Raw genomic sequence first — 13572 nt, 5'->3', positions numbered from 1 at the left:
TGAGCCTGAATCGATATGCGTAGCCTGACCCTGAGCGCCAATCGCTGTAACGATAGCAGCGATGATATCCTTCCGAGTAATCGCCTGCCCAAGGGTGCCAAGGCCGGGATACTGAAGGCAGCATTGCGGTTGTTCGCTACCAAGGGCTTTGCCGGGGCGTCGATGCGGGATCTGTCTCAGGCGGTGGGCTTGCAACCGGCGTCGCTGTATTCCCATTACAAATCCAAGGACATTATTCTCGGCACCCTGATCGACATCGGTCACAGTGAACATCTTGCACAGATGGAGCAAGCTCTCGCCGATGCCGACGACGACTATTGCAGCCAGCTCAGTGCCTATGTTCAGGCCAATACGCGCTTTCACGGTGACTACGCCCTGCTGGCCACCGTCATCAATCTGGAGCTTCACGCCCTTTCCGATGAGTTTATGGCAGCGGCCCTCGCCGCCCGCGCCCGCTCTATTCAGCTGGTGATGGAGATCATTACCCAGGGCGCGAAAGAGGGCGTATTCAATATCGCTCACGACCCCCGTTTGGCCACTTCTGCGGTATGCGCAATCAGCCTTGGCATCAGCCAGTGGTACAACGCTGAGGACGGACACAATCTCGACAATATTGCCCTGGCCAACTCCGACTTCGCGCTGCGTCTGGTCGGCGCTGCATAGGCCGCACAGGACACTAACCTTTACTAACAATTCGAACAGGAGGTTCAAAAATGCGACACGCCACGACCCTCAATATGCTGCCGATCATCGCCCTCGGCACTGTATTCTTCACTACCTTTCACATCGCAGCCCACGCCCAGCTAAGCGCACGCAGTTCAGGCCAGCGGGTTATTGAAGAAGTCATAGTATCTGCGCAAAAGCGGGATGAAGCACTGCAGGATGTGCCAATATCCATGTCAGTGATGACCGGCGATTTTATGGCCGAACAGGGCGTTACCGACCTGCGAGAAGCATTGCTTTACGTGCCCAATGTGCAGGTAGAGCAGGCAGGATTTTTCTCTGCCCCCCGCGCCCGGGGCTTTACCTTCAACAATAGCAATAAAGCCTTTGAGCCCCCCCTGGGCATTGCCATCGACGGCCTGCCCTACACTCGCATTCCCTATTTTCTGGCGGCGACCTTTGACCTCAAACGCATCGAGGTACTGCGCGGCCCCCAAGGCACGACCTTCGGCAAGAACACCACAGCGGGCTTGATTCATATGCTCACCGCAGACCCCGGCGAGGAAGTGGAAATGAGCTTTTCCGCCCAGGGGGGCGACTACGGTCGGCAACGCTATGAAATGATGTTCAGCACACCGGTGGTTGAAGATCGTCTGGGCATTCGTGTCGCGGCCTTTACCGATAAACGCAATGGCTTTATGGACAACACTACCAACGCGGTACAGGAAATGGCCCAGAGTGAATTCCGCGGCCACGACCGCAATGGCTTGCGGGTGAAATTTCTCTTTCCCGATTTGTTTGGCACCCATTTCAAGATCGGGTTCGAGCAGGTCAAACTGACAGACCTCGGCACCGGCATTGAAATTATCCAGGCCTCCGATGAGGTTAAATCGTTCCTGCGTAGCTACGACCCCAACACCGACTTTAGCGCCGACAACTACATCGCTTCACTGGACGCCCCCGATGGCCGGGATGTGCGTATCCGCACCGTGTCCAGTGAATGGACTATTGACCTCAACGAGTGGTCGCTCATTATGACCGCCGGGCACTCGGAGCTGGAGCAGTATTTCACTTTGGACACCGACTTTTCCCCGGCACCGGCCATTTGGGGTCGCTCCGGCGACACCAGCCCGACCAGCAGTATCGAATGGCGTGTGGTCTCACCGATCATGGACGGGCTGTTTGGCCTCAACAGCCTGTTCGGTCGTGAACTGGGCTCCACCGACTTTGTCGCGGGGGTGTTTTACCAACGCCGCTCCATGGACGACAGCTTCTTTCGCTTCACCTTCGACCTACCCGCCTATATCGGCCTGACCACCGCCGCCGATGCCGGCAATTCCAGCCCGACGTCGCCACTGTTCGGTATCGTCGCACCGCCCCGTGATAGCGGTGTGGTGGAGGATACCACCCAGGTATTCAACCAGCGCGCCGCGGAACTGGCGGCCTTCGCCGAATTCAAATGGCACTTCGCCAATGACTGGACCTTGCAGGTGGGTGTGCGCAACAGCACCGAGGAAAAGGAAGCCAGCTGGAACCAGTTCTTCAACCAACCGCAACCGGCTGTGGTACTTCCACAGGCAGGACTCGACGAATTCCAGGCCGAACGCGATATGAGGGACAGCGAGTTTCAACATAAAATTGCCCTCAACTGGCAGCCGCTGGACAATGTCAGCCTGTTTATCCACCGCGCGGAGGGGGTGAAAGGCGGCGGTTTTAACGCCTTTGCCTTCCGCGATGTCGATGACGAACTGTCCTTCGGCGCCGAGTACACCACCGAGTGGAGTATCAACGCCAAAACCAGCTGGCTCGACAATTCACTGATGGCCAACTTGTCATTGTTTCGCATGGACGTAGAGGATTTTCAGGTGCTCACTCGGGACCCTGAGCGCACCAATATCGGCATCGGCGTCACCCTGGTACGCAATGCGGCCGAGGCTCGCTCCCAGGGTTTGGAGGGGGATATCCAATGGCTGCCCACCCACTGGCTGCGGGTCATTGGCACCGTCGGCTACAACCACACCGAATACCTCAATTTTACCGATAACGAGTGCGCACCGGACCAATCCGACGACCCTGACTGCGGCATTGCCACCGGCAAGGCCTTCCCCTTTGCCCCGGAGTGGAACAACACCCTTACCGGTATTATCAATACGCCGCTGGGGGGCACCGGACTGGAGTTCACCGCCAGCGCCACCATAGAGCAAGTGTCCGAGCAGTTCCTCGACCTCGACCTGGACGAGCGCAAATTACAGGAGGGCTTTGAACGCTACAAGGCCAGCCTCGGCCTTGCCAACCCCGAGCAGGGTTGGTCGCTGAAGCTGATTGGCGAGAATCTGACCAACAAGGCCACCGGCATTCGCCAGGGGGATTTATTCTCGGGCATTATCGTCGAAATCGCCGAAGCGCCACGTACCTTCTACGCCCAGTTCAACTGGTCCTACTAGGGTCATGGCTTTCCTCAAGGGACTCTACGGCGTTATGGCGATACTCCTGCTGAGCGCCTGCGGGGGCGGCTCAGCACCTGCGGTGCCCGCCCAGCACCGCCAGGAGTCGCTGACCTTTCGCCACGACACCCTGCCCCAGAGGGATTATATTTTGTTTATGCCGGCATCGGCCACCGACCAGGCCCCGCTGCTGGTGTTCCTGCATGGCTGTACCCAGTCCGCCGAGGACGCCCTGCTCGGCACCGGGTTCAACCAGCTCGCGGTGGAAATGGGCTTCGTCGTCGCCTACCCCGACCAGAAAAACCCCAACGACCTTCCACCCGGCGAAGCCTGGCTGGACGCACACCTGAACGACGGCAATGGCGCCGACTGCTGGAGCTCGGGCCAGCCCACCAGCATTGTGCGCGACTCCGGAGAAGCCGGTACACTGGCAGGTATAACTCGGGAAATCATCGCCCGCCCCGACCTGAATATCGACCCGCAGCGGGTGTATATCATGGGCTTTTCCGGCGGAGGGTTTATGACGAGCGTTATGGCCGCCACCTACCCCGACCTGTACGCAGCTGCGGGCATTGTTGCCGGCTGTAGCTATATGGCCTGCACTGACCTTGGCGGGATAATGGCCTATCAGGCAATGGGCGAATACGCCGTCAGAATGCCAGTGATTCTATTCCACGGCAGCGCCGATGAAATTATTCCCTATCCCCTGGGTCGCGATGCCCTGCAACAATGGCTGGCGACCAATGACTGGATCGACAACGGTCAGACCGACGCCTCACTGCCCTATACGCCCGCCGCAATCCGGCAGTTCTACAGTGACGCAGCATCTCCCCCTGACGCACCGCCCGCTGGAACGGCCAACACCGACTCCGCCTGTCTTTACTACCCCAACTCCCCCTGCCTCGGCGGCACTGCGGGATGGCAGGACTATCCTCACACCATTGAATACTACGGCGACGCGGAGGGCTGTCTGCTGGCGGAGTTCTGGACGCTGCACGGCTTGACTCATAATTTTCCCGCTGGAAACAGGGAAGGCAGTTTTACCGACCCCCTTGGTCCCGATATCAAGCGTGCGGCAATGGCTTTCTTTCTCGCCCAGACATCGGGGCAATGCGTTAACGTCACCGAACCGTTCGTCCCGGACGTGGAGATGGAATAAAGGCTGGCACAATGGCGGAGGCTTACGTTACAAAGAGTACGTAACAAAGAAAGTGCTCAGCAGGAGGCCCACCAAAGGGCACACCACAGGGATACAAGGCAATGCCCTACCCTGATTTGATTAACCTTTATCGAAAACCCAAGGAAAGCAACGACGTGTTTATGAATGTGCTAATACTGATTGTGATGACCTGCATCGTGGTGCCGGTGCTACTCTACCGCCTGTTTCCCCTCCAGATCGCTGGCCTGCTTCAGCGTATGCTTTACTCACAGTGCGGCCTGACCTCCCGCACAATCAGTGTGGACGGCATTGACTGGCCCTACCTCGAAGGGGGCAACCCCGACGGCGAAACCATGGTACTGGTTCACGGCTTTGGCGCCAACAAGGACAACTGGCCCCTGTACGCCCGCAACCTCATCAAAGACTACTATATTATTTGTCCCGACCTGCCCGGCTTTGGCGACAACACCGCCGACCCCGCCCTGAGCTATCACACCCAGGCCCAGGCCGAGCGCCTGAATGCCTTTATTCGGGCATTAGGGATCAACCGCTGCCACCTGACAGGCAACTCGATGGGGGGAATGATCACTCTGCGCTATGCCCTGAGCTTTCCCGAACAACTCCATACCATCACCCTGTTCAATAACGCCGGTGTCAGCGGCAGTAACAAAAGCGAACTGGAGCTGGGCGTGGAACAGGGTAAAAACCTGTTGAGCATATCCACCATGGAAGACCTCGATGCACTGATGACCTTCGTTGTGCATCAACCGCGCAAGATACCCATGCCAATCAAAAAACTGATGTACAGCAAAGCCAAGCAGCGCGAGGCGCTTCACCAGAGCATTTTTGAAGGACTTACCAAGGAACTGGAAGCCGCCCCCCTGGAAGACCAACTGGCAAATATCAGCGTACCGACTTTGATTATCTGGGGTAAACACGACCGATTGATCGACGTCAGCTGCACCGAAAAACTGCGCACTGCTATCCCCCGTAACGAATGCATCATCATGGAAGACACCGGGCATATGCCGATGATTGAACGCCCAAGGGAATCCGCCGCCGCACAGCGTCAGTTCTTGCAGGCGTTGGGGGGCTAGACGCTAGACGCTAGACGCTAGACGCTAGACGCTAGACGCTAGACGCTAGACGCTAGACGCTAGACGCTAGACGCTAGACGCTAGACGCTAGACGCTAGACGCTAGACGCTAGACGCTAGAAAATGCTTGGTTTTAGCAATATCGCAGTCAAGCAAATTCTCTGCATTTTCTATATTTTTTAAGTCCACTGGGGCCGCTTTTACGTCTTGCATCTCGCGTTTTGCATCTCGCGTTTTTCTGCCAAAAAAAAACCGAGACCCCACAGGAGCCTCGGTTTTTCATGTTCCGTCACGGCCCCACTGGGCCGCGAGAATCAGCCTTCGATCTGATAGTAATCCATCAGAATCTGAGCCACTTCCGGGCGTGAGAACTCGGGCGGCGGCGCTATGCCATTGCCCAGCATTTCACGTACCTTGGTGCCTGACAGCAATACGAAGTCCTCTTTGGCATGATCCGGCGCATCGCGCATCATCACCACCTTGTTGAGTTTTTTCGAGTAGGCGGTGTGGTCGGCGCGGTAGATGTCGATTTCCAGAGCGCCTTCGGGCACTTTCTCGTCGAAGATGGTCTGGGCATCGAAACCGCCGTAATAGTCGCCTACACCGGCGTGGTCGCGGCCAACAATCAGGTGGGTACAACCACAGTTCTGACGGAAAACTGCGTGCAGTACTGCTTCACGGGGACCCGCGTACAGCATGTCGAAACCGTAGCCGGTAATCATCACGGTGTTTTTCGGGAAGTACACATCGACCATTTTACGAATGGCAGCATCGCGTACATGAGCAGGAATATCACCGGCCTTCAGTTTGCCCAGCAGCATGTGAATCAGAATGCCGTCGGTGCCCAGGTCTTCCATTGCCATGCGGCACAGTTCTTCGTGGGCGCGATGCATGGGGTTACGGGTCTGGAAGGCAACCACTTTTTCCCAGCCACGCTCGGCAATTTCGTTGCGAATCTCTACCGCGGTGCGGAAGGTATCGGGGAAATCGGTCTGGAAGTAGGAGAAATTCAGCACCTGAATCGGCCCGGACAACAGTACATTGCCCAGTGCCTTGAAGGTTTTCACACCGGGGTGTTCACCGTCCAGCGTGCCGAAGATGTTCTCTGCCATAAAGTCGATTTGCGCGTCGGTAACGGTTTCCACCGCTTCAACGTCCATAATCGCCAGGACCGGGTTGCCTTCAACATTGGGGTCGCGCAGAGCAATGCGGGCACCCGCTTCAACGCCCTGGGCGTCTGGCAGCAGATTAACTACTGGCACGGGCCAGAACAGGCCATCGGCGGTGTGCAGTTTTTCCGCAACACTCAGTGAGTCGGCCAGGTTCATGTAGCCCTTGAGCGGAGTGAAGTAGCCCGCACCCAGCATAACAGCGTTAGCCGCTGCAGCAGAGCTGACGGTAATTGAAGGCAGTGTTTCTGCCTCGGCATTCAGTGCGTGGTGTTTTTCAGTATCGTAAACGAACAGTGGGTTCAGTTCGCTGGCGCCATGTGGCTTGATCATCGCTATACTCCGTAGCTTACGTATATTCAACAGGTGCTAATAAAAGCACATATTCAAAATTTCGGCGTTTTACGCGAAGGGAGCGGAGGCCGAACTGGCGTCTCCCCCCTCCCGCTCAGCGTCTCGCCAATTTAAATAATGCCGCGCTCAGCCAGGGAATTAAGCAGAATTTCAACTTCTTCTTCCAGACTCTGCTCATGGCTGTTCAGCACGATTTCGGGCTTCAGCGGCGCTTCATAGGGATCGTCGATACCGGTGAAGTTCTTGATTTCTCCGGCACGGGCTTTCTTGTACAGACCTTTGGGGTCACGTTCTTCGGCAACCGACAGCGGCACATCGACGTGTACTTCGATAAAGTCCATGCCACCCTCGTCGTGAAGTTCGCGAACCAGATCACGGTCGGCGCGGTAGGGGCTGACAAAGCTGGACAATACGATAACGCCGGTATCGACAAACAGCTTGGAGATTTCGCCGATACGGCGGATGTTTTCGGTGCGGTCTTCAGCACTGAAGCCCAGATTTTTGTTGATGCCCAGACGGATATTGTCGCCGTCCAGACGGTAGCACAGGTGGCCTTTCTCCATCAGAGCCTTTTCCAGCGCCACGGCAACGGTGCTTTTACCGCTGCCCGACAGGCCGGTGAACCACAGTGTGGCGCCCTTTTGCTTAAGCAGTTTATTGCGGTCTTCGCGGCTTACTTCGCCGTCGTGCCAATACACGTTTGTTGCTTTGACTTCTGTCATGTTGATCTCCCGAATAAAAACCTGAACTTGCGACACCCCGGCCGCCCATTCACCCGATTTAAACGAGCCCAAGACGGCAAAGCGGGGCCATAATACGGCCCCGCACGCCACAAGTAAAACGGGTTATTACTATACTCAGTATTTAAAAAATCGATACTTAACTGTATGCTCGACGCCAGGCGCTCAATGCAGAGGACAACACTGTGAACTACACCCTTAGGCAACTGCGTATCTTTCTCGCCATTGCCCGCCACGAGAATGTGTCCCGTGCTGCGGCGGAATTAAACCTGTCCCAGTCCGCCGCAAGCGCGGCCTTGCAGACCTTTGAGCGCAATTACGGCGTGTCGCTGTTTGAACGCCAGGGCAATAAACTCAAGCTGAACCCGGTCGGCCACAGCCTGCGCAAGGAGGCGGAAACCCTGATGACCCACTGCGAACAGTTTGAACACACCCTGCTCCGCCATGGCGACCTGGGGCACTTGAAAGTGGGCGCGAGCTTTACCATTGGCAATCATCTGGTCGTGCGCTATCTGGCGGATTACCTGCAAGCCTACCCGGAAGCCGATGTAGACCTGAATACGGCCAACACCCCGGAGGTTGTACACAAGGTGCTCAACTACGAGGTGGACGTGGGCATGATCGAAAGAGAGGTGCAACACCGCGACCTCGAATTGATTCCGTGGATGGACGACGAGCTGGTGGTGTTTTGCAGTGCTGACCACCCCTTGGCGAAAAAGAAGGTACTGGGTAACCGCGAGATAAAAAGCGCCCGCTGGATCCTGCGGGAACCGGATTCCGGTGCCCGACATACCTTTGATCGCGCACTGGCAGAGCTGCTACCGGAAATCACTATTTACCGGGAGTTTCGCCACAATGAGGCGATTAAAAGCGCGGTGGAATCCGGCCTGGGCATTGGCTGCCTGTCGCAGGTGGTACTGCACAACGATATTCGCAATGGCAACCTGGTGCCGTTAAAGCTGGCCAAGCGGGATATGAAGCGGCGCTTCTATTTTGCCCTGCCGCGGATACGCCACAGCAAACCCGCGGTGGACTACTGGATCGAGCTGTGCCGACGCCAGCTACCGCCGGCTCATTCTTCGATATAGCGGCGACGATATTCGGCGAACTGCTGCTTTAGCTTGGCCTCGCTGTAACCGAACTGCTCCAGGGTATAGTGGTGACCCGGCCGCGCCTCACGGCGGTTGTCTTCCCGGTGTTTTTCCATGGCCGCTATGGCCGTATCGGTGAGTGTCATGCCGATAAAGTCGTAGACCCTGGCGACGCTGTCGGAGGGGTCTGCCACCGTGTCCTGATACCACACATCCAAAAAGGCCTCGGGCTGGGCATCGCGGGTTGCCAGGGTGTGCAATGTTCCCCGCGCGTACTTCTGCGCCCATTGGGCGCCGACCACCGTCGGGTCGACCTCATCGCTGCCCATAATCCACAGGTTGTAGTTCATGCTCGCCGCAGAGGGGATGGTTTGCAGCGGGTCCCGGTGGGTCTGAATAATCTTCGCGCCGGGGAAAACATCGAGCAGGGTCGCAATGTGGTGCAAATGATGGGGGGTTTTCAGCAACCAGCGCTCGGCCTGCTGCCCGCTACGACGCTTTTGCCATTGCAGGCATTGCAGCAACCGCTTCAAATATTGATAAGCGGGGGTATTATCCTGCTCGTCATTCCACTGACCATAGCTTGGTACATTGCAAAAGGCATCGGGAATAGTACTGTAAAAACTATGCTCCAGCAGCATGATGTCTTCGTCCGCCGCCACCGGGTCCATAGGGTGAATCGCCGCCAATTCGGGGTTGGCCTCCAGCATGGCGGCAACCTCCGCCTCGGCGGAGGTAATACGCGGATCTTTGCTGACAAAGTCCCAATCCATTGGCGGCGCCGGGTTGCGCACCTCGTACCACAGGGGTGCGTAAAACCGTTTGTCGCTGGCCAGAATGCGATGAAAGTAAGTCGAACCCGTACGTTGCAGACCAATAATCACCACTGGCGGTGCGATCACCTCATCGAGGATGTCCGGGTAGCGCTTGATCCACGCTTCCACCCTCAGGCGATTGCGCAGGATATTAAGCAGCCGTTCGTACTGGGTATAACGTCCCACCGCATTGAGTCCAGCCTCATTGTTCAGCGCGTCTACCAACACCGCAAAGGGAGTGCGAAAGCTGTCGTCGCCAAAGTCGTCCAGCCCCTCCAGGGCAGCCGCTCTGGCAAGCAATCCCGCCACGCTTAACTCCACCGACGGCAGGTCATTAACCGAGGGTTCAGCGCCGAATTTATCCGCCATGTACAGCCTCCTTCAAAGTATGTAATTCTGCTTTTTTAACCACGCGGCAGCGGGGGTCGACAATGCGCTGCGCACCGATCCAGCGAAAAGCCAGGGTGCCCTCGCGGTGCCTGCAGGTATCGAGGCTGTTGGGCAAACTGCTGCCACCGTCGGCTATCACAATGAGTACGCCCCCCTGCGGGGTGTAGTGAGCCATGTGCTTGTTGAGATGAATCGGGCTGTAGCGATAATCCAGCGACTCCATCCAGTAATTATTTACTTGCAGATTCCAGTTGTCGCAGGGGGGAATATCGTCCACCTCGACCAACAGCGCTTCATCCTCCTCCAGACAGAAATAGCCGTGGTAGTAGTAAATATTGGGGTCGCCACCCAGCTTTTGGCAGTAGGCCTGGTCCGCTGCAGGCAGGGTGTTGGGTTGCTGCTTGAACTGAGCTGCCCAGTCGGCAAACAGGCCGGCGGTGCCCTGCACAAAGGCCGCGCTGCTACGCAGGGCCAACGCCAGCTTCTCGGTGCACAGGGGCTGAGGCGGGCTACCGTCATTGTCGCTGCGGGAAATTGTCAGCTGTGCGGCGCGCTCGGTGCCGCGATCGAGAAAGGTCTGGCGCACCAATACCGCCACCGTGTCGTCGCTGAGGCGCAGCCAATTGCCCGGCTTGGGCTCCCGAGACAGGTGAATAACGATGCCGCCGTCGTCCTCTACCTGCAAGCCGGTATGGGTATCGAGGGCCGCCACCGAACGCATATTGCCATCGGCTTCTTCATAGCCACCCGCAATCGCGATAAAACCAAGATAGGGGACACTGCCGCGCTCACCGCGAATAACATAGTCATTACAGCCGTTGATTTCCGCCCGCTGATACAGGTTGTCGGGGTTGTCGGCACCGATCTTGGCGGTTTCGTGGGAGGGACGGTAAAACGACGGAAAATCCCGGTCGCTGCACTCCATAAACATATCGAGAGCAATTCGACTGAGGCGGGTCAAATAGCGCCAGCCCTCCGCTCGATGCAGCGGATCATTCGGTGCATCGGCGCGCAGAATCGTCTCCCCCGCTGCCTTGAGCTGATCGCAGAACTCTGCCCAGATTTCCCCATTCATCACCGCATCGTGCGGCGACTGCCCCGTATTGGCCATAGTATGCTCTCCGTTATTATCGGCAGACTATGGCAGGTCGGCGGCGCGGGGCACATCATCCAGATAGGTGAATCAGCCCTCTCGAACCCGTTGATACCAGGCCGGGGCATCGACAATTTCACCATCCTCGCCCAGGGCGGGATACTCCAGTCCCCGCTCCTGGCAGAAATCACGAATATGGGGGTGGGCCCACTCAAACAGAATGCGCTGATACACCGCCGGGGCCAGCCGCGGCTGGTCATACATACCCGCCTCAGCCCTCTGGCGCTGGGCCTCGGAAAGAATAATCCCCGCTGCCACAGACACATTGTAGGACTGCACCATACCCATCATGGGAATAGTGATATGGGCGTCCGCCAGGGCACAGGCCTCGGCGCTGACGCCGCGCTTTTCCGCCCCCAGCAGCACCGCTGTTGGTCGAGTGTAGTCGGGTTGGCGATAATCCACCGAGTCAGCATCGAGATGGGCCGCCAGAACCTGATAGCCCGCGGCCTGTTGTTGCTGAATAAGGGTGGTGATATTCGGGTGACGCTGCACATCAACCCAGCTGTGGGAGCCCATCGCGGTGCCGCGAAAGGCCTTATAGTCCTTGTCGTCAATGACCGCGTGCATTTCGGCTATGCCCGCCGCGTCGGCGGTGCGAACAATCGCCGACAGATTGCGCCCCTTGTGGACATTGTCGGTAATAATGGTCAGGTCCGGCTGGCGGCGGTCCAGCACCGCGCGCAGCCGCGCGTAGCGTTCAGGGGTCATGGGTGGCTTTCACTAACACTGGCAGAAAACCCGCGATTATAACTCGAAATCAATCACCGCCATGGTCAAGCGTGAAATACACACTTCCTTACCGTGGTCATCGCACAGCCGAATATCCCAGACATGGGTGGTGCGTCCGAGGTGTACCGGGCGCGCAGTGGCATGAACGCGGCCCGTTCTGACCTTGCACAGGTGATTGGCGTTAACATCAAGCCCCACCGCCGCCTTGCCCTTTGCACACACCATATTCGACGCCATGCTGCCCACCGACTCTGCCAGCACCACCGATGCGCCGCCGTGGAGAATGCCCATGGGCTGATGGGTACGCGTATCCACCGGCATACTGGCACGCAGATAGTCGTCGCCAATTTCATCAACCGTAATTCCCAGTGTCTCACCGATGGTATTGCGCATCATCGCGTTGGCCGCGCCGATGTCGGTGTGTTGTTGCCATATACTCATTGAGTCACTCCAATTACTCACGTCATTTTTACCGCTGGGCACAGTGCGGCACGAATCGGTGAACAATTTACCGTCACCACCATCGAATAGCTATTACCCCAAAGTGTTCCCTGATAACATAGGTTTGAATAAAGCCAATAATCGAGTCCCGGGAGATCCGTTATGAGCACCATGCCACGTTATATCTACGACGAAGAACACGAAATGTTCCGCACCTCCGTGCGCAAATTTCTGGAGACTGAAGCGGCACCCTATCACGCCCAGTGGGAGAAGGACGGCCACGTCGATCGCAATTTGTGGCTCAAGGCCGGCGAGCAAGGCTTCCTCAGCCCCACCGTTGCCGAAGAATACGGCGGTGTCGGCGTCGATTTTCGCTACAACGCCATTGTGAATGAAGAAGTCGCCCGAGCGGGATTGACCGGCATCGGCTGGAGCCTGCACTCTGACATCGCTGTGCCATATGTATCTCGCTACGGCAGCGAAACGCAAAAGCAGAAATACCTGCCCAAGTGCGTCAGCGGCGAAATAATTATGTCGATTGCCATGACCGAACCCGGTGCCGGTTCCGACCTGCAGGGTATCAAAACCACCGCGGTCAAAGACGGTGACGACTATATCATTAACGGCTCCAAGACCTTTATCACCAACGGCCAGCTTTCCGACCTGGTCATTGTTGTTGCCAAAACCGATCCCTCTGCCGGAGCCAAGGGCGTCAGCCTGTTCCTCGTTGAGGACGGCACCCCCGGCTACAACAAGGGCGCCAACCTGGAAAAAATCGGCATGAAGGCCCAGGACACTTCCGAGCTGTTCTTCCAGGACGTACGGGTATCCAAAGACCAGCTGCTGGGTGAAGAAGGCATGGGCTTTGTCTACCTGATGCAGGATCTCCCCCAGGAGCGACTCAGTGTCGCCATCACCGCTATCGCCAATGCCAAGGCGGTACTGGAACAGACCGTAGAATACGTGAAAGAGCGTAAGGCCTTCGGTAAATCCATTTCCACCTTCCAGAACACACAGTTCAAACTGGCGGAACTGGACACCGATGTGACCGTGGCCGAAGCCTATCTCGATCGCTGTTTGCAACTGCACATAGAAGAAGCCTTCGACTCGGTTGCCGCGGCCAAATGCAAACTGATGTCCACCGACCTGCAATGTCGCCTTATCGACGAGTGTTTGCAGCTGCACGGCGGTTACGGCTATATGTGGGAGTACCCTGTCGCGCGCGCCTTCGCCGATTCACGGGTTCAGCGCATCTACGCCGGCACCAACGAAATCATGAAGTTGATTGTCGGACGGGAATTACTCAAGTAAGTCGCACTCTCTGG

General features: G+C 57.1%; 12 protein-coding genes. 6 read left to right on the top strand and 6 right to left on the bottom strand.

Translation table 11 applies throughout. The features are described 5' to 3' along the window. Positions 1–15: 15 nt before the first annotated feature. The 4 genes from HCU74_RS06290 (at position 16) to HCU74_RS06275 (ending at position 5363) form a co-directional block, all read left to right on the top strand. Complete coding sequence (locus HCU74_RS06290; protein ID WP_168449561.1) at positions 16–663, top strand: TetR/AcrR family transcriptional regulator; 648 nt, start codon at positions 16–18, stop codon at positions 661–663. Positions 664–713: 50 nt separating this feature from the next. Next, positions 714–3107 (top strand): TonB-dependent receptor, encoded by a 2394-nt coding sequence (locus tag HCU74_RS06285; protein WP_168449560.1) that lies wholly within the window; start codon positions 714–716, stop codon positions 3105–3107. Positions 3108–3141: 34 nt separating this feature from the next. Beyond that, positions 3142–4266: an extracellular catalytic domain type 1 short-chain-length polyhydroxyalkanoate depolymerase gene (locus tag HCU74_RS06280; protein WP_210425132.1), complete on the top strand. Its 1125-nt coding sequence runs from the start codon at positions 3142–3144 to the stop codon at positions 4264–4266. A 101-nt stretch (positions 4267–4367) separates the two neighbouring features. After that, positions 4368–5363: an alpha/beta fold hydrolase gene (locus HCU74_RS06275; protein WP_168449558.1), complete on the top strand. Its 996-nt coding sequence runs from the start codon at positions 4368–4370 to the stop codon at positions 5361–5363. A 313-nt stretch (positions 5364–5676) separates the two neighbouring features. On the opposite strand, the gene sat is transcribed toward HCU74_RS06275, so the two are convergent. Beyond that, positions 5677–6864, bottom strand: coding sequence for a sulfate adenylyltransferase (gene sat, locus HCU74_RS06270; protein ID WP_168449557.1), 1188 nt, complete (start codon positions 6862–6864; stop codon positions 5677–5679). A 131-nt stretch (positions 6865–6995) separates the two neighbouring features. Further along, positions 6996–7607, bottom strand: coding sequence for an adenylyl-sulfate kinase (cysC, locus tag HCU74_RS06265; RefSeq protein WP_168449556.1), 612 nt, complete (start codon positions 7605–7607; stop codon positions 6996–6998). 203 nt (positions 7608–7810) lie between these two features. On the opposite strand from cysC, the gene HCU74_RS06260 reads away from it, so the two are divergent. Then, positions 7811–8713 carry a LysR substrate-binding domain-containing protein gene (locus HCU74_RS06260; protein WP_168449555.1) on the top strand — a complete coding sequence of 301 codons (903 nt, stop codon included), beginning with the start codon at positions 7811–7813 and terminating at the stop codon, positions 8711–8713. Here HCU74_RS06260 and HCU74_RS06255 read toward each other — a convergent pair. The 4 genes from HCU74_RS06255 to HCU74_RS06240 form a co-directional block, all read right to left on the bottom strand. After that, entirely contained in the window at positions 8698–9900 is a 1203-nt protein-coding gene (locus HCU74_RS06255; RefSeq protein WP_168449554.1) for a sulfotransferase family protein, read from the bottom strand. The genes HCU74_RS06260 and HCU74_RS06255 overlap by 16 nt on opposite strands. Continuing rightward, positions 9890–11032: a hypothetical protein gene (locus HCU74_RS06250; protein WP_168449553.1), complete on the bottom strand. Its 1143-nt coding sequence runs from the start codon at positions 11030–11032 to the stop codon at positions 9890–9892. Before HCU74_RS06250 ends, HCU74_RS06255 begins: the two co-directional genes overlap by 11 nt. Positions 11033–11104: 72 nt before the next feature. After that, the gene (gene trmH, locus HCU74_RS06245) at positions 11105–11785 is read right to left on the bottom strand and encodes a tRNA (guanosine(18)-2'-O)-methyltransferase TrmH (RefSeq protein WP_168449552.1); all 681 of its coding nucleotides are present in this window, start codon (positions 11783–11785) and stop codon (positions 11105–11107) included. Between the two features lie 36 nt (positions 11786–11821). After that, entirely contained in the window at positions 11822–12247 is a 426-nt protein-coding gene (locus HCU74_RS06240; protein WP_168449551.1) for a hotdog fold thioesterase, read from the bottom strand. Between the two features lie 162 nt (positions 12248–12409). On the opposite strand from HCU74_RS06240, the gene HCU74_RS06235 reads away from it, so the two are divergent. Next, entirely contained in the window at positions 12410–13558 is a 1149-nt protein-coding gene (locus HCU74_RS06235; RefSeq protein WP_168449550.1) for an acyl-CoA dehydrogenase family protein, read from the top strand. Positions 13559–13572 lie beyond the last annotated feature (14 nt).

Source organism: Spongiibacter thalassae, from assembly GCF_012272835.1.
Taxonomy (GTDB): Bacteria; Pseudomonadota; Gammaproteobacteria; order Pseudomonadales; family Spongiibacteraceae; genus Spongiibacter; species Spongiibacter thalassae.
The sequence above is the reverse complement of the archived record's forward strand: the minus strand, read 5'-3'. Positions and strand labels throughout refer to the sequence as shown.

Coding starts and splice junctions, on each gene's coding strand:
- cysC (WP_168449556.1), bottom strand. CDS start 7,607: ATGACAGAAGTCAAAGCAACAAACGTGTATTGGCACGACGGCGAAGTA.
- HCU74_RS06250 (WP_168449553.1), bottom strand. CDS start 11,032: ATGGCCAATACGGGGCAGTCGCCGCACGATGCGGTGATGAATGGGGAA.
- HCU74_RS06280 (WP_210425132.1), top strand. CDS start 3,142: ATGGCGATACTCCTGCTGAGCGCCTGCGGGGGCGGCTCAGCACCTGCG.
- HCU74_RS06240 (WP_168449551.1), bottom strand. CDS start 12,247: ATGAGTATATGGCAACAACACACCGACATCGGCGCGGCCAACGCGATG.
- HCU74_RS06275 (WP_168449558.1), top strand. CDS start 4,368: ATGCCCTACCCTGATTTGATTAACCTTTATCGAAAACCCAAGGAAAGC.
- HCU74_RS06255 (WP_168449554.1), bottom strand. CDS start 9,900: ATGGCGGATAAATTCGGCGCTGAACCCTCGGTTAATGACCTGCCGTCG.
- sat (WP_168449557.1), bottom strand. CDS start 6,864: ATGATCAAGCCACATGGCGCCAGCGAACTGAACCCACTGTTCGTTTAC.
- trmH (WP_168449552.1), bottom strand. CDS start 11,785: ATGACCCCTGAACGCTACGCGCGGCTGCGCGCGGTGCTGGACCGCCGC.
- HCU74_RS06235 (WP_168449550.1), top strand. CDS start 12,410: ATGAGCACCATGCCACGTTATATCTACGACGAAGAACACGAAATGTTC.
- HCU74_RS06285 (WP_168449560.1), top strand. CDS start 714: ATGCGACACGCCACGACCCTCAATATGCTGCCGATCATCGCCCTCGGC.
- HCU74_RS06290 (WP_168449561.1), top strand. CDS start 16: ATGCGTAGCCTGACCCTGAGCGCCAATCGCTGTAACGATAGCAGCGAT.